This window comes from Barnesiella sp. CU968, from assembly GCF_905219685.1.
GTDB lineage: Bacteria > Bacteroidota > Bacteroidia > Bacteroidales > Muribaculaceae > Lepagella > Lepagella muris_A.
Window position 1 is genome coordinate 1 of record NZ_CAJMXD010000029.1, and the last position, 15,824, is coordinate 15,824.

Annotated in this window: 13 protein-coding genes and 1 pseudogene; 6 read left to right on the top strand and 8 right to left on the bottom strand. The window is 42.4% G+C overall.

Annotated elements, in window-relative coordinates:
* Positions 1-1,592 (top strand): response regulator (locus tag JX312_RS02285; RefSeq protein ID WP_204456888.1); only part of this gene is annotated, 1,592 nt, incomplete at its 5' end.
* Between the two features lie 2 nt (positions 1,593-1,594).
* On the opposite strand, the pseudogene JX312_RS02290 reads toward JX312_RS02285, so the two are convergent.
* Positions 1,595-1,753: pseudogene (locus tag JX312_RS02290) on the bottom strand (helix-turn-helix domain-containing protein); the annotation flags it as partial.
* A gap of 238 nt (positions 1,754-1,991) precedes the next feature.
* Between JX312_RS02290 and JX312_RS02295 the strand changes: the two are divergent.
* On the top strand, positions 1,992-3,698 hold the full coding sequence (locus JX312_RS02295) for a sialate O-acetylesterase (RefSeq protein WP_124030812.1): 1,707 nt from the start codon (positions 1,992-1,994) through the stop codon (positions 3,696-3,698).
* 18 nt (positions 3,699-3,716) lie between these two features.
* Positions 3,717-5,861: an alpha-galactosidase gene (locus tag JX312_RS02300; RefSeq protein WP_204456890.1), complete on the top strand. Its 2,145-nt coding sequence runs from the start codon at positions 3,717-3,719 to the stop codon at positions 5,859-5,861.
* Positions 5,862-5,984: 123 nt separating this feature from the next.
* Here JX312_RS02300 and JX312_RS02305 read toward each other — a convergent pair whose 3' ends face one another.
* From JX312_RS02305 to JX312_RS02335, 7 genes are all read right to left on the bottom strand, one after another.
* The gene (locus JX312_RS02305) at positions 5,985-6,599 is read right to left on the bottom strand and encodes a hypothetical protein (RefSeq protein ID WP_123405724.1); all 615 of its coding nucleotides are present in this window, start codon (positions 6,597-6,599) and stop codon (positions 5,985-5,987) included.
* 179 nt (positions 6,600-6,778) lie between these two features.
* A complete protein-coding gene (locus JX312_RS02310; protein ID WP_123405722.1) occupies positions 6,779-7,390 on the bottom strand; it encodes a TetR/AcrR family transcriptional regulator in 612 nt (203 codons plus the stop codon).
* Positions 7,391-7,528: 138 nt separating this feature from the next.
* Entirely contained in the window at positions 7,529-8,776 is a 1,248-nt protein-coding gene (locus tag JX312_RS02315; protein WP_204456892.1) for an outer membrane beta-barrel protein, read from the bottom strand.
* Entirely contained in the window at positions 8,773-9,345 is a 573-nt protein-coding gene (locus JX312_RS02320) for an RNA polymerase sigma factor (RefSeq protein ID WP_123405719.1), read from the bottom strand. Before JX312_RS02320 ends, JX312_RS02315 begins: the two co-directional genes overlap by 4 nt.
* 92 nt (positions 9,346-9,437) lie before the next feature.
* Positions 9,438-10,166 carry a NigD-like protein gene (locus JX312_RS02325; protein ID WP_204456895.1) on the bottom strand — a complete coding sequence of 243 codons (729 nt, stop codon included), beginning with the start codon at positions 10,164-10,166 and terminating at the stop codon, positions 9,438-9,440.
* Positions 10,167-10,317: 151 nt separating this feature from the next.
* Positions 10,318-10,500, bottom strand: coding sequence for a transposase (locus tag JX312_RS02330; protein ID WP_204456897.1), 183 nt, complete (start codon positions 10,498-10,500; stop codon positions 10,318-10,320).
* A 141-nt stretch (positions 10,501-10,641) separates the two neighbouring features.
* Entirely contained in the window at positions 10,642-12,678 is a 2,037-nt protein-coding gene (locus JX312_RS02335) for an outer membrane beta-barrel family protein (RefSeq protein WP_204456899.1), read from the bottom strand.
* A 152-nt stretch (positions 12,679-12,830) separates the two neighbouring features.
* On the opposite strand from JX312_RS02335, the gene JX312_RS02340 reads away from it, so the two are divergent.
* The 3 genes from JX312_RS02340 to JX312_RS02350 all read left to right on the top strand — a co-directional run bounded on the left by JX312_RS02340 (position 12,831) and on the right by JX312_RS02350 (position 15,636).
* Positions 12,831-14,249, top strand: a complete 1,419-nt coding sequence (locus JX312_RS02340; protein WP_124030806.1) for a sensor histidine kinase KdpD — start codon at positions 12,831-12,833, stop codon at positions 14,247-14,249.
* Positions 14,239-14,922 (top strand): response regulator transcription factor, encoded by a 684-nt coding sequence (locus JX312_RS02345; protein WP_204456900.1) that lies wholly within the window; start codon positions 14,239-14,241, stop codon positions 14,920-14,922. The genes JX312_RS02340 and JX312_RS02345 overlap by 11 nt, the downstream gene beginning before the upstream one ends.
* Positions 14,923-15,105: 183 nt before the next feature.
* Complete coding sequence (locus tag JX312_RS02350) at positions 15,106-15,636, top strand: C40 family peptidase (protein WP_124030802.1); 531 nt, start codon at positions 15,106-15,108, stop codon at positions 15,634-15,636.
* Positions 15,637-15,824: the final 188 nt, after the last annotated feature.

Consider the following 15,824-nt stretch of genomic DNA (forward strand, 5'->3'; position numbering starts at 1 on the left):
AAAGGGAGCAGGCATATGCTGCAGAAAAGGAGCGTGAATTATATCGCGACAAGGTTGAGTTTTTCACGACTATTGCCCATGAAATACGCACACCACTTTCTTTGATAGACATCCCTCTGGAGGCAATTGAGGAAAACGGTATTGATGACCCCAAGACTTCTGACTATCTTAAAGTAATGAGGCAGAATACCCGGCGACTGCTTCACCTCAGCCGCGAACTCCTTGATTTCGGGAAACTTGATTCGCATATGCTTATTACCAAAAAAGAGTTTTTTGACATGTCTGCCTTGGTGAGTGAGACGGCGGAGCGTTTCGGTCCGGCTATGGATCTCAATGGTAAGGATCTTGAAGTTGATGTCTCAAATGAAAAGTTAATGGTTTTTTCAGATAAAGAGGCGGTAACCAAGATACTCAGCAACCTTTTCAATAATGCTCTGAAATATGCCTCGAAAAATATAAGGGTTGTATTAAAAGAATCTGAAGGGATTGTTGCCGTTAGCGTCTCAAGCGATGGGACGAAGATAACGGAAAAGGAGAGAAATTTGATTTTTGAGCCGTTTTATCAGAGTGAAGGTAATGCTGAGAAAAAAAACGGTGTCGGTATCGGTTTGCCACTCGCCCGTCAGCTTGCCGCCGTGCTTGGTGGCAACCTTGTGTTGGATAATGATGACAGCTTGCTGAATACGTTTACTTTCACTTTCCCTGTGGGTAATGCCGAGAAAGAAGATATTTCAGTGGCAGATGCGGATAAAGACAATTATGTGCTTGATGAGGAATCCAATCAGACCAAGCTTCGCAGCAGCGGCTACCATGTATTGGTTGTGGAAGACAACGAGTCTATACGTCACCTTCTCAGAGACCAGTTATCGAAAAATTTCATTATTGACACTGCGAGCAATGGGGTCGTTGCCTTGGATAAACTTAAAAAGTCAAGGGTGGATCTCGTGGTTACGGACATAATGATGCCGGAGATGGACGGAATGGAGCTTTGCAGGAGAGTGAAAGAAGATCCGGATCTCTCGTCAATACCGATTGTGTTCATAACCGCGAAAAATGACCTTGACAGCAAGGTCCGCGGACTTCAGATGGGTGCAGAGGCATATATCGACAAACCGTTTTCTATAAAATATCTTACACAGACAGTAAAGTCGTTGCTTGAAAACCGACGCAGGGAGAGGGAATCTTTCTCAAAGAAACCATTTTTCAATGTAGACAGCATCCAGACAAACAAGGCAGATGAGGAGTTTGTCAAGAAATGTATGGATGCTATCACGGAGCATCTTCAGGAAGAGGATTTTAATGTGGAAAGCCTTTGTGACATACTTGCCATGAGTCGTTCGAACTTACTGAGGAAAATCAAGGCAATTTTCAATATGTCGCCAAGTGAGCTGATACGTTTGGTCAAGCTTAAGAAGGCTGCTGAACTGATCCAGGACGGACGTTACCGCATCGGGGAGATATGCGAAATGATCGGCATCTCTTCACCTTCATATTTCAGCAAGCTTTTCTTCAAGCAGTTTGACATCACTCCGAAAGCATTCGAGAAGCAATGCCAGGAAAAGAGGAGGGATCTGGCTCAAAACAATGTCTAAGGTTAGGTGCGGGTTCGCCCCCGGAAATTGCGGGGGCTCATTCCCATAAGCTTTGAAAAGAGCCGTGAGAAATAATAAGGATCGGGGATTCCTACTTTGAAACATATCTGGTTCAGTTTCAAGTTGGAATTGTCAAGGAGGTCGCATGCACGCCTTATCTTAAAAACCTTTGCCGTCTACGCAATATATCAATTTTTGATGTTACAAAATTCTTTAATGTATTTGGAGCTTTTGTCAGTAATTCTCCAAAAAGTGTAAGAAATAATTCAAATGATAGATTTTGAGGGATAAATGCACTATAAATAGAGTTAAAATGTGTGTTTGTTGTAATATTTGAAGCGATTTTTCAGTTTTTTATTGTCTCATAATATGTAAATTTGCAATAAAATAACAGTGACCATGGATAAACTTATTTTATTATTACTTATTTCCACAGCTTTTGTTGTTGCTCAGGCAAAGGTGGTGCTGCCGAATTATATTACTGACAATATGGTCGTGCAGCGCAATAGCGTGATGAAAATCACAGGTCATGCTTCTTCCGGTTCTAAAGTGAATGTTATTGCCGGTTGGGATAGCCGTTCACGTGAGGTCAAGGCTGACAGCGAAGGGAAATTTGATATTTCACTTGATACTCCCGATGCGGGAGGACCGTATTCGATTATAATTGCAGATAAAGATAGTAAGGTAAAAGTCGGGAATGTGCTTTCCGGAGAGCTTTGGTTGTGTTCCGGTCAGTCAAATATGGAATTTCCGGTGGATGGGTGGACATCCGTGATGGATGCCGACCATGTTGTTTCCACGGCGCGTAATCCCGACATAAGATTGTTACAGGTTAAAAAAAGAGTTGCGTTTTCCCCTCAGGATGATATCGAGACTAATATGGGGGGATGGGTAGAAGCGGCGCCAAACACTATGGATTTTTCCGCTATCGCTTATCTTTATGCCAAGGAACTCCGTGATAGCCTGAAGGTGCCCGTAGGGGTTATTGATGCCACATGGGGTGGCACTCCTGCCGAGGCGTGGACATCGTATGGCTTTCTCAAAGGAGTTCCCGGTTTTGAGGGAGAACTCTCCGCGATGGAGAGTTGCGGGTTTGATACTTCGCGTCTCAGGGAGAATTATGAGAAGGAGATGGGGGTATGGATGAAACTTGCCCAGAAGGGGGGAGAAGAGATCCGTCCCGGAGATAAACTGACAGGCAATGTTCTTCCTGCCGATTATTTTGAGAGGATCGGATTTGGCAATGGTTTCGACGGGATAGTGTGGGTCCAGAAGGAGATTGATGTCCCGGCAGAAGATGCAGGCAAGCCTATGACTCTCAAGCTTGGTGCCATAGATGATGAAGACGTGACTTATCTCAATGGAGTGGATTTTTCAAGTCTGCCTAAGAAACCGGCTTCTATAGAAGGCTCAAGTTATCCTACGGTGCTGTATAACGCTATGATTCATCCATTGCGTAACTTGCCTATAAAGGGGGTTCTATGGTATCAAGGGTGTGCAAATGTAGGTAGGGCAGAACAGTATGAAACTTTGTTCAAATCGTTGATTAATAATTGGAGAGACACTTGGGATTCGGAGTTTCCGTTCTATTTCGTTCAACTTGCCGGATGGCTTGCACCGCACTCCGTGCAGCCGGATTCGGAATGGGCAGCTTTACGCAATGCCCAAAGCAAGGCGTTGCAGCTTCCCAACACGGCGATGGTGAGTGCTATCGACCTCGGTAATCCGGGGGATATACATCCCCGTGACAAACAGACCGTGGCACATAGGCTTGCATTGACTGCGTTAGGTCGCGATTATGGATTTGATACAAACTATAAGGCTCCGCAATGCATCTCCATGCAGAAGATGGGCAACAAGATTGTTCTTAAATTCGATGATGACCTGACTGCGACTTCCGTTGCCATTCTCGGTTTCATTATCGGTGATGCCGATGGTGATTTCGATCAGGCTGTTGCCCGAATGGCAGACAGTCGCACCCTTGAATTGTATTCACCTTTGGTGAAGAAACCGGTTTGCGTACGCTATGATTGGGCTGATTTTCCCAATGGCAACCTTTACAGCCGTCATGGTATTCCCGTGGCACCTTTCGCAACTGATAAATAACAATACACTAAATAACTCATGAAACTCAAACAATTAGCATTTTTATTACCTTTTGTGGCGGTTACTGCCAATGCTGAAGATATCGTAATCAGCACGGATAACAACGCTTTGGTTTATAATGTAGCCGACAACGGGCGTGTGTATCAGAAATATTTCGGAAAGAAACTGAAAAATGCATCCGATTATGCTTCTATGCCTAACGGTCAGGAGATATACATCACAAGCGGGATGGAAGATTACTATGAACCGGCTCTTCATATAGTGCATGCCGATGGGAATCCATCGACATTGCTAACTTACACCGGGCATAAGACTGCGACTCTTGCGGATGGTGCTAAACAGACAGTCATTTCCCTTTCCGACAAGGAATATTCCGACAATGTGGATGTATATTTCATCGTATATCCGGAACATGATATCATAAAGACATACACTACAATCACCAATGGAGAAAAGAAACCTATAAAGCTTGAGAAATTTGCGTCTTCAATGCTTCATTTCGATAATGGCGATTATTACCTCACGCAGTTTAACGGAGACTGGGCTTCTGAAGCGAATATGTCTGAGACAAAGCTTGAGTATGGACGCAAACAGCTTGACACCAAACTCGGTGCGCGTGCAAATATGTTTTGTTCACCTTTCTTCCAACTCGGTATAGATTCTCCCGCTAAGGAAAATTCCGGAGACTTGCTTGTCGGAACCTTGGGGTGGACAGGTAATTTCCGTTTTACGTTTGAGGTTGACCATAAGGGTGAACTCCGTGTAATATCCGGTATCAATCCATATGCTTCGAGCCGTATCCTTAAGAAAGGGGAGACGTTCTCAACTCCGGAATTTATTTTCACTCTTTCCGATGAAGGACAGGGCAAGGCGAGTCGCAATTTCCATGATTGGGCGAGGGATCACCAACTCTATAAGGGTAATGACACCAGGATGACATTGCTGAATAACTGGGAGGCTACATATTTTGATTTTGACGAAAATAAGCTCGTGAACCTTGTTGGAGAGGCAAAGGAACTTGGTGTGGATATGTTCCTTCTTGATGACGGCTGGTTCGGTAACAAGTATCCGCGACATAGTGACACTCAGGGACTCGGAGACTGGGATGAGACCAAGAATAAGCTTCCTAACGGCATTGGTGCACTTACTGACGCGGCTAAAAAGAATGGTGTGAAATTCGGTTTGTGGATAGAGCCTGAGATGGTAAATCCCAAAAGTGAACTTTATGAGAAGCATAAAGACTGGGTTATAACGCTCCCTAATCGTGACGAATATTATTTCAGGAATCAGTTGGTTCTCGATTTAAGTAACCCTAAAGTGCAGGATTATGTGTTTGATATCGTTGATGGTCTTAAGACCAAGTATCCGGACATAGCATTCTTTAAATGGGACTGCAATTCTCCGATCACGAATATCTATTCCAATTATGAGAAAATGGATCAGGATCATCTGTATGTTGATTATGTAAAGGGACTTTACAATGTATTGGACAGGATACAAGCTAAATATCCCGATCTGCTTATGATGATGTGCTCTGGCGGTGGCGGACGCTCCGATTATGAAGGGTTGAAGTATTTCACTGAGTTCTGGCCCAGTGACAATNCTGATCCGATAGAACGTCTCTACATACAATGGGGTTTCTCTCAGATTTTCCCTGCCAAGACACTTTGTGCGCACGTTACCACATGGAATCGCTCAACTCCCGTTAAATTCCGCACGAACGTGGCTATGATGGGTAAACTCGGTTTTGACCTTAAGCTTGACGATATGTCGAAAGACGAGGTTGCATATTGCAAACGTGCGATCAAGAATTATAATTCGCTAAAACCGGTGATCCTCGAAGGTGACCAGTACCGACTTGTGTCGCCCTATGAAGGAGAGCATGCCGCAACAATGTATGTTGGCAAGAACGATGGAGACGCGGTGCTTTTCACATTCGATATTTATCCGCGTTACAAGCAGCAGATCGCTAAATCAGAGTCGACTGTTAAATTGAACGGACTTAACCCGTCGGCACGTTATTCCGTGACTGAGATTGACCGCACAGACGGCAATGACAGCAAGATTGGTGAATATTCCGGCGAATACCTCATGCAGGTAGGTATTCCGCTCTTCACGCTCAACCGACTTAACAGTCGTGTCTTCTCTATTAAGAAGATATAATAAGCAAGTTTATACTTAAGTATCCGAAATGGATATATAAATCAAGGAGACGTGTCAGAACCGATCGGTTCTGACACGTCTCCTTGATTTATAAGTTAATGTTTCGATAGTTGAGTAGTCTGTTTATTCCGGTATCACTATTCCTTTGCCGTCTTGCGATATTTCATAAGTCTTGGAAAAGCCTCCGTCTTTATGCTTGACACTGATGATAGCCCTGTCGTGCGAAATCGTGAAGTTGTCTATATAACCTTTGTCCTTGTAGCCGGATGCCTCGAGTGCTTCCTTGCAATATCCGGGCAGGTTGTTAAGATATGTCTTGATGTCATTATAAGTGAAAAGCATGTCTTTATAACCTTCATATGAATCAACAACATCGCTGCTGACCATGGTGGATACCGTAAGGTCATATTTTTCATACATATTTCTCCGGTCTTTCATGTCATTCCAGTCATACTGCTCCATCTGGTTTTTATCATCAGGAGAAATGATCTGGATGCTAACGTGCGCTGTGTTGTCACCGGGTTTGTAAAGGAATGTGGATGTGATCTCTGCAAATTCAACTCTGGTGGAGTCTGTGCCTGCTTGGTCAAGAAGATCTCCGATTTTTGATTGGAGTTCGCCGGGAGTGTCTCCTACTATGTCTTCAGGTAAGGGCCCCGGATTCATCATATTGCACGAAGTTGCTGACAATGCGAGTAATGGAGCTGCCAAGAGAGTTTTGATCAACGTCTTTTTCATGTTGTTTAAAGAATGTTAGTGAGAATTAAAACTATTGTGTAATTAAGCACCTGTTAACTTGTTTGCTGCAAAATTAACGAAAAAAAACAATAAAACAAACCGAGTGGCTGGTTTTATTCTGGATAATAGATATTGTAAGCCATAAAATTATAATGCAAATAAGGATAAGTTATTAAAAATCAACTTTTTAATAAGGAATATATGAACCTGAATTTTTGAACTAACATTTTTGTGTCAAGACCTGATAAAAAGGATTGCTCATATGCGAGGCCGAAGAGTGCTTGCCTGAATAGGAATGCTGAATCTTTAGTGTTTAGGTCATGACGTATCTCACCACTGTCTTTTGCCAATTGGATCGCTGATTCCCAGACGGTATAATCCTGATTAAATAGTGATTCTATCTTTTTTTCGACATCCGGATAATATTGGCGCACCTGCATTAGCAGATTATAATAATAGAAATTAGGACTGCATCCGGGTTGCCTGTCGTCGTCTTTTAAAACCGATATGAGTATATGCATGGTCCGTTTTATTCCTTCAACATATTTGTCAATAAATTCAGATAGGGATGTGTATGTAAATCTGAATTTATTGGCTGTTGAGTGCATGCTGAATACATATTTGTCTATTACTGCTATGAATAAATCTAATTTAAAGGGATAGTAATATATCAGTCCGGCTTTGGATAGTCCGCAAGCTTTGGCAATTTCAGTTAGACTCGCTTTCTCGTAATTCATTTTTGCGAAAACCCGCAAGGCGTTCGCGAGGACTTCTTCCCGGTTTGTTATCATGATGGTTTCTTGATTTAAGAAGCTGTTTAAACAACTTCGATGTTTCCGGGTTCGAATATACTATATTATATTTACATTAAGCGAGAAAAACGGATTTATTTTTTAACAGCGTCTAAACACGAAGTGCGGAGGATAAAATTATTTACCGAATGTGAAGCGTATGCCTATGTTCAAGTTGAAATTAAAAGGTTTGTCGCTATATATTGTCTGCAATGTTGAATTGTCTTTGAAATGGTAACTTACGCCAGGTTCTGCGTATATTCCTATTAATGATGTTGCGTTTAACTGAACGCCGGCTGAGGCATTGACGGAAAACTGGAATGGTTTTTCGTCAATGCTATAAGTTTCCGACACATCGGTTTTTTGTTCGATGATGTAGTCGGTTTTTTGTTGCCCTTTGACGCATTGTTCGGCATGGACTCCTGCGGCACCATATATGTCAATCAGTTTCCAGGAAAAGATATTGTATCTTACGCTAACCGGAATCCCTATGTAATGCAAACTTTGCCTGTTGTTTATATAATTATTGTCGGTGCCTTCCTTAAAGTCGGAAGTAAGGTTGGTGTATGTGAGTCCGCTTTCGATGCTCAGGCGATCGTTTAGCTTGTAGGCAAATGATATCCCCGTCCTTACAGGAAGGTGATGCTTGACATTGTGTTTGGTAGCTTTTCCTTTATTAAAGAGCATTATACCGAGTTTCGGGTCGTCTTCCCAATTGGCATTGTCTGCACCAAGACTGCTTGCCATTGCTGTTTGAGACGTCATGGCTGATGAATGATCCGGTGAGCCGGATGTGTATATTCCCATTGAGAAACGACTCTTTTCATTATTATGCATATTGCTTTGGGCGATATGATTATATACGTTCATATCGCTTCTATATGTTGTCCTTTTTTGAGGAATATCTTTCTTTTCCGTTGATTCTATTTCAGTTGGGGTGGTAGGGGAGTCGGTTTGGTCGCTAACTTCCGAAATGGTGTCAGCATTTTCTGCAATGTGGCTAACTCCCGCAATAGTTTTATCCGTTATGGCGTGGTTCTTATAACGTGGTTGATTATGTTGTTCCATAACAACTCCGTTGCTTTCCTCATGTGTGGCAACAGGTTTGGAATGCTCTTTAATGTCAATGTTGGATGTGCCAATGTTGGCAAGGTGGTTGTCTACCGACATGTCAATATCCGTTTGACTTATTAAAAAATATGAGGAGCATATGAGAAGTAAAAGAATGGCAGCTGCCACATATTTTTTCCATGTCCATACGTGTGCGTTACGTTTATGGCGGGGTGATTGAAGTTGTTTTTCAATGTTCTCCCACAGCATGTCAGGGGCTTCCCGTTCATAATCGGCAAGCTTTCCTTGTAAATCTTTAAGCCAATTGTCTTTCATCGTGCATATGGGGTTAATGTTTGATACTTTCGGATTTTATCTGCCAATATCGCTTTGGCTCGGTGTAATTGTGATGCAGATGTGCTCTCTTTTATGTTCAGGATTGATGCGATTTCTTTGTGACTTTTTTCTTCGAAAACATATAGGTTGAAGATTGTGCGGTAGCCGGGTTTGAGTTCACGGATCATGTTGTGTATCTCGGATATCGGAATGTTGTCTAATTCCGGTTCATCGTCTTCAATATCAATGTTTTCCTTTTCGAGTGATACAAAATCTAATCGTCCGTTACGTTTAATAAACCTTAGGGTTTCATTTACCGTAACTTTTGCAAGCCAGCTTTTTAGAGAACCCTCTCCGAGATATGTGAATTTATCAATGGATGAGAATATTTTCAAGAATGCATCCTGAAGCACGTCCCTTACGTCATCTTCATTATCGATATAGCGTGAACATATTGCTGTAAGATACCTTACATAGCGATTATATAGGGTTTTCATGGCGACAGGATTATCCTGCCGTGCCATCTCTGCTAATTTATCTTCGCGTATGTCCTCGCTACATGTTCTCATGTGTTTGTGATAATAGAGTATGCCTGAACTCAGGCATACTCTATAGTTAGCGGTCGATGAGGTTTAGTAAGTGTTTTTCTAAGAGATGAAAACTATTGAACCCTGTTTGAATAAGTAATTCCTGTGTAATTTGCATCTGATTTGTCTTCACGCAATGTAAGGTCAAATTCAGTGCTCTTTGAGCCGCTGAATGATGTCCAGTTTATTTTTATCTTGATTGGAGATTCTTCCGGTTTCGGCAATCCGTTAAGATTGAATGCGATCAATGCGTCGCCTAATTCACCGTATGTGTCTCCGTTAGCGTTGTGACGAAGTTCAAACTCATAAGGATTCTCAGGATTAACGTTGCTGACAAGGTTTACTTCATGTTTAGCAGAAGGAGTCCCCCATTTTGTCCTTATCCTTAAGGTCAGATAGCCGTCTTCGGCAATGGTTACCCAATCCTTAACTATTTCGATAGGGTCATTACCAAACTTCTCGTCGTTGTTTTCTCCGGCGCTTACTACAGGCATTTTTGTGCGGATGCTGTCTATCCAGTTGATGGTCACGTTGCGAGAGGTGGATTTTTCGGTTTCGTCATCATATCTGAAATTCACGAGTGCGCGTACCTCTTTGTTTTTGAAAGGGGAGGTCTTTAGGTTTGAGGGGATCAGTTTCTCCGTATTTGTAAGATTGAGTTCAAAACCATTGTCAGACATTGGCACCACCGTTACCACAGCCGTGTAGCTGTTCTGCAACGGATCATCATCAGACGAACAAGACTGTAATAGAGGCATGGCTGCAACAGCAAGCCCTATAAGATACATAAATTTAAACTTCATAATTTGTATTTTAATGTTAGTGTTCATTATAATAAATCACGAAGTATTAAAAATCTTGCATCGAATATCACAAAAAAATTAAAAAAAATTGTAAAATAAAATGCAATTGATTGATATGCAGGTAATACAATCCCGGTTTCTAAGAGATTGTCTATATTTTAGTGATTAAAAATTTTATAGCGGCGAAATCAATCATTTCTTCAGCTGATTCATTGGTTGTTTCATAATTTCTGGCGAGTCTGTGGCATGAATCAAGCCATGCGAAAGTCCTCTCGACCACCCATCTAAGTGGTTTTGGCAGGAATCCCTTGACTCCATTAGGAGTATTGGACACAATAAAGAACCGTAACCGTCAGCTCGAAAAATCCAGGCACATAGAAGAAACTTTCCTCTATTTCAACCCAACGGAGAAGTAATCCATTCATTAGTAAGACAGGCAATCTCGGCATTAATCTTCGGGGTTGCCAGTCTTTGTCTATTTTCCTGTGCCAAAACGCGATGTGTCAATGTTTGTTTCTTTGGGTTTGAAGCCGTTGAATCGCCAGATGAATGTCAGTTTGAGATTGTGGGACATATCACGGACTTTCATCCGATAGTCCTGACTGCCGTGGTTTATAGTCATCGTAGGCGACCATTTGTTGAATATATCGTCTGCTTTCAGATCCAGTTCACAGCAGCGTTTCTTTCCAAACTGCCATTTGACACCTGCATCAATCCTCCATATTCCTGACATGTCGGCTATTCCCTGCAATGAAGGCGAGATGTAGCTAAAATCCACTGACACAGAAATAGGACTGTTCTGACTGAACTTGAAGGAGTTGTTAAGCGAGCCGTAAAAAATCCATTTGCTATTGTCAAAGCTGATGTCATGGAAGTGGTCTGCCTTAGCCCTTCTGTTCATTACGTTGGCTGTGGCTGTGGCATTCCATATATAGCTGACGCCGAAAGGTGCATAGAGATTTAGCCCAACCACACGCTCATAGTTCATGTTGATGGTCTGATATATCAGATTCTGAGCATCGGGCGATTGATATGGCAATTGCACAGTGGTTTTATCGCCATACTGAAAATAGAGCGTTGCCACATATTTATGTCTCAGAATATAGTTAAACTGCGCATCATATTGGATATATGGTTGTAAGGCAGGATTACCTACTACTGTCGAGTAGTTGTTTATATGGCTCGTGCCGCCATGTAGTTCCCAATATGAGGGATATATGCGTTGGGTGTTGAAGTTCAGTTGAAATATGCTTTTGGGTGTTTTGTAGTAAGTCGCCCCGAACTGAGGAATAAAATTCCAGTTGTGCTGATATTTATTGTGATAATATTCTCCTTTTGCAGATAGATTGAATGACAGCCCCCAGTCAAATGATCGTTGTGTGCCTACATAAAGACTTGCCACATCTTCGTTGAGAATATCATCGAAATCAGGATTGTCGGACAATGCATAATGTTGCGAACTGTGGTCTTTTGAATGCTGATATTCCGCACCATAGTTAAGCTGCCACTTACCGAGCTGATGCTCTTGGTCTACATACACATGCCAGCGGTCTATCGCCTGACGATTTTCAGAGCCAAGAATATAGTCTGTGTCCTTAAACAATGACTGAGAACGGTTCTCGGAATAGCGGGTATAGTCACCGCCGACAGTCGTACCGAAAGGAGCTGTGTAACGCAGGGCTATATTATGATAACCGACAGGCGACAGCATATTGTAGGCATTTGTGTAGTTACCCAACGTCCCCGATGAGAGTCCCCAGCTCTTGGAATCGGAAATTATCTGACCGTTATAAGTGAGTTTGAGCGTTTTCCATGAAGCAGAAGCAAATATTGTATTGCTCCAGTTCTGACCGATACGGCGCATATCATCCTCAATCATAGTTCGTTTGCCGCTATAAAGATGATTCGACCATGTTTCCTCGTGGCTCCACGATTTACTGCGCGTTAGTCCATAGTTGAGGTCAAAAGTCCAGTCCTTTATAGCGTAAGTGGCTGCAAGTACACCGCCATACGAACCATAGTGAGCCTGATTGTATCCGGCTCTGACCTGTCCTTGCAAGCCGTCGAGAGGCGTAGGAGTTTTCAGAACCACGTTGATTACCGCACCGTTGACATGATACTTGGCTGGAGCGGAATACATAATCTCCACGTTCTTCAGTCGGTCAACCGGAGTGGTGTAGAGAAGTTGATAAAGGTTCTGGAGCGGCATATTAGTCAGCTCACCATTGAGAATAATAGTGACATTTGAGGCTCCGGCGAGCCAGATCATGCCGTTATTGTTCGTGACGCCGGGCATATAGCCAAGGGCTTCAAGAATATTGTTAACCGGTTTGTCCTTGACTATTCCGGGGAGGTCGACTACCATAATTCCGTCCTTACCTTTGACTTGTGGTTTCTCTCCCTTTACAACAACTTCATCGAGCTGTCTGGTAGGAATTGTATCAGTTGCTTCCGTCTGAGCCACAGCCGATATGAACGTAATGAATGAAGCGAATAATATGCATTTCCTCATAGCTGTTTAGTTTTTGTTTGATGCAAAATTACAGGCATATGGTCTTTGGCAGATAATTCTCAACCTTATTTAGTCTTAAATGCTCCCTTATTTAGTCTTAAATAGGATTAGGTCGAGCCGATTGTATGACGGATTATTAGTAAATTTGCGTTATGAAACGCTTTAAGACCATATCAACCACATTTATCGTTGTCATTGCCGCGATTTTTACTTGCAATGTCTATTATCTCGTAAGTCTGTATAATTCTATAAGAAGTAATGTCGAACGCGATGTGATGACTGCTTTGGCCGATGCAGATATTGACGACCTAATGTATCGGGCAGGGAGGGCGCAGGCATTGGCATCAAATGTACAAATGCAGGAAGACATTGAAGAGTATAATGCCCCCAGAAAAGCAGAAGCATCAACATATAAAGATGAAAACGGTCAACTCATATCAGTCCGGACTGAAGCTGACGGAACTGTTATTGAAGAGCGTGCGATGTTATCTGAAAACTCGTCCTATTCCAATCAGATGGTTGATGCTATGAGCCGACAATTTCACGCTATAATGGATAAATATATCCCTTACGATATGGCGGTTATGGATAGCGTCTTATATAATCAACTTTCCAACAGGTTCATCTATCCGGAATTTTTATGTGTGGAAGTTGTCAACAGCAACGATTCCGTGATATGCGGCAATCCAAAATTAAACGGAGAATTAGGATTAGATTCATTCAGCTTCAATATCAATTCTGACGAGGGTATATATTACAAGGCATATATGACTCCACTGACCCGCCATATACTTTCGCAGATGTTTGGAATCATTATTACGGTATTCCTTCTTATGATTGCCTTTTCTCTTGCTTTTTGGTACCTGTTCCGTACAGTGTCGAGGTTGCGCACCATCGAGGAGATGAAAGATGATTTTGTCAGCAATATGACCCATGAGTTGAAAACGCCTATTGCCATAGCATATTCAGCCAACGATGCTCTGCTCAATTACGACACATCCAATGACCCCGACAAAAAGACAAAGTATCTGACGATTGCAAACAAGCAGCTGAAACGACTTGGCGAACTTGTAGAGAATATCCTTGCAATGAGTATGGAACGTCGAAAAACTATGAAACTCAGACCTGAAGATATACAGTTACGCGAATTTGTAGAAGAAATTGCCGCCGCCCAGCGTATGAGAGGCGATAAGGATATAACCATCAATGTGAACGTGGCTGACAATATAGTCGTAGAAGCTGATACGACGCATTTGGCAAATGTACTGAACAACCTGATTGACAATGCAATCAAATACTCCGACGAGAGTGTTGAGATAAGTATATCCGGCGACAACAATGAACTTTCCGTCAGAGATAACGGCATCGGTATTCCGTCAAAATCCATTCCCTATCTGTTCAATAAGTTTTACCGTGTGCCGCACGGCAACCGTCAGGATGTCCGCGGGTATGGCATAGGACTATATTATGTAAAGGGCATCATTGACAAAATGGGCTGGTCCATTGAGGTCAAGAGTACGGAAGGAAAAAGCTCAGTGTTCACTATTAAATTCAACAAAAATGAGCAATAAAATATTGTTTGTAGAAGATGAGGAAGACCTGACGCTGATTGTTGCTGACACTCTGCGAGGTCAAGGCTATGACGTTATTACGGCAGCCGATGGCATTCAAGGGCTTGAGAAATTCAAGTCTGAGGGTGCCGATATAGTAGTGGCTGATGTCATGATGCCCAAAATGGATGGGTTCACAATGGCGAAGGAGATAAGGAAATTGTCGCCGACAGTGCCATTGCTATTCCTCACCGCAAAAAGCACAATAGATGATGTGGAGCAAGGTTTTGAAATCGGAGCCAACGACTATCTTAAAAAGCCCTTTGAACTCCGCGAACTGATAGTGCGGATAAAAGACCTGCTGCGAAGATATGGTGACAACCGCACAGAGGACATGCAGTTTGCAATTGGATTATACACGTTTAACGTAACGACCCAAACACTGGCGTTTGGCGACAAAGAGACAGAGCTGTCTCACTTTGAAGCCAAGATTCTTGAACGTCTGGCAATCAATATCGGCAGGACTGTCGATGCCTCAGAACTGATGATTGCCGTGTGGCAGCGCGATGAACCGAGCAACCGCAACTCTCTACACGGATACATCCACAAACTACGCCGGGCATTACGCTATGACCCCTCTATATCCATCATCAATCAGCGAGGCTTCGGCTATATGCTTGTAATCCGCAACTGATAAAATGCACAATGTAATGCGATACAAGGGCGCGTCCATTTCAGTTCTTCTTTGACTTGATTGCTGTTTTCTCATAAATTCTTATTAAATTTGTTGTCCGGAATAAACGGAATATTGATGTATGATTGATTCCAATAGCTGCTTACAGTTTAAGAGCTTGTTTAAAAACCTGAGATTTTCTAAATGAATATAAGAACAGTCTTATTAGTGTGCTTCGCGACAGTCACAATAGGGATATTTTCCACATCTTGTCATTCTTCGCATAAAGCCGGCAGTCAAAGCAATCGTGTGCATGGCGAAGAGTCCTTAAGTATTAAGAATATTAATGCTACGGAATCGCAGAAACAAATAGTAAAGGAGGCATTGTCATGGGTAGACACACCATATGCATATGCAAAGTGTGACAAGAAGAAAGGCACAGACTGTTCCGGAATGGTGCTTAGGGTCTATGAGGATGTAACCGGGAAAAAGTTGCCTCGAAACTCTGCAAAGCAGGCAGAGTTTTGCTTACCTTTGGAAAAAGGGGAGGTGCAGCCCGGAGATCTTGTGTTTTTCGCTACAGGACATGATCCGGAGAAGATATCTCATGTGGGAATAATGATAGACGATGTGTGTTTTGTTCATGCGTCAACAAAGAAGGGTGTGATAGTTTCAAGAATAGATACGCCATACTATATCCGGACTTTCATAATGTTTGGCAGAGTGCCGGATTAGGAGAATCATCTTTGGTGTGAATGTAAAAAATATTCATGGCATACGGGAGCAGTCTTTAATTCCCGTATGCCATGAATATTTTTTATCTCAAACAGTTTGGAAGCTGTTTAAGTTTCTTAGAAACTGTTTAAATTTAATTGTGAGGTTCATTGAGAGGATTTTATGAGGTGTTTTTACGAGTCGAAGAG

Excerpts from the sequence above, each read along its gene's own strand:
- JX312_RS02295 (WP_124030812.1), top strand. The coding sequence starts at position 1,992 with ATGGATAAACTTATTTTATTATTACTTATTTCCACAGCTTTTGTTGTT.
- JX312_RS02305 (WP_123405724.1), bottom strand. The coding sequence starts at position 6,599 with ATGAAAAAGACGTTGATCAAAACTCTCTTGGCAGCTCCATTACTCGCA.
- JX312_RS02310 (WP_123405722.1), bottom strand. The coding sequence starts at position 7,390 with ATGATAACAAACCGGGAAGAAGTCCTCGCGAACGCCTTGCGGGTTTTC.
- JX312_RS02315 (WP_204456892.1), bottom strand. The coding sequence starts at position 8,776 with ATGAAAGACAATTGGCTTAAAGATTTACAAGGAAAGCTTGCCGATTAT.
- JX312_RS02320 (WP_123405719.1), bottom strand. The coding sequence starts at position 9,345 with ATGAGAACATGTAGCGAGGACATACGCGAAGATAAATTAGCAGAGATG.
- JX312_RS02325 (WP_204456895.1), bottom strand. The coding sequence starts at position 10,166 with ATGAAGTTTAAATTTATGTATCTTATAGGGCTTGCTGTTGCAGCCATG.
- JX312_RS02335 (WP_204456899.1), bottom strand. The coding sequence starts at position 12,678 with ATGAGGAAATGCATATTATTCGCTTCATTCATTACGTTCATATCGGCT.
- JX312_RS02340 (WP_124030806.1), top strand. The coding sequence starts at position 12,831 with ATGAAACGCTTTAAGACCATATCAACCACATTTATCGTTGTCATTGCC.
- JX312_RS02345 (WP_204456900.1), top strand. The coding sequence starts at position 14,239 with ATGAGCAATAAAATATTGTTTGTAGAAGATGAGGAAGACCTGACGCTG.
- JX312_RS02350 (WP_124030802.1), top strand. The coding sequence starts at position 15,106 with ATGAATATAAGAACAGTCTTATTAGTGTGCTTCGCGACAGTCACAATA.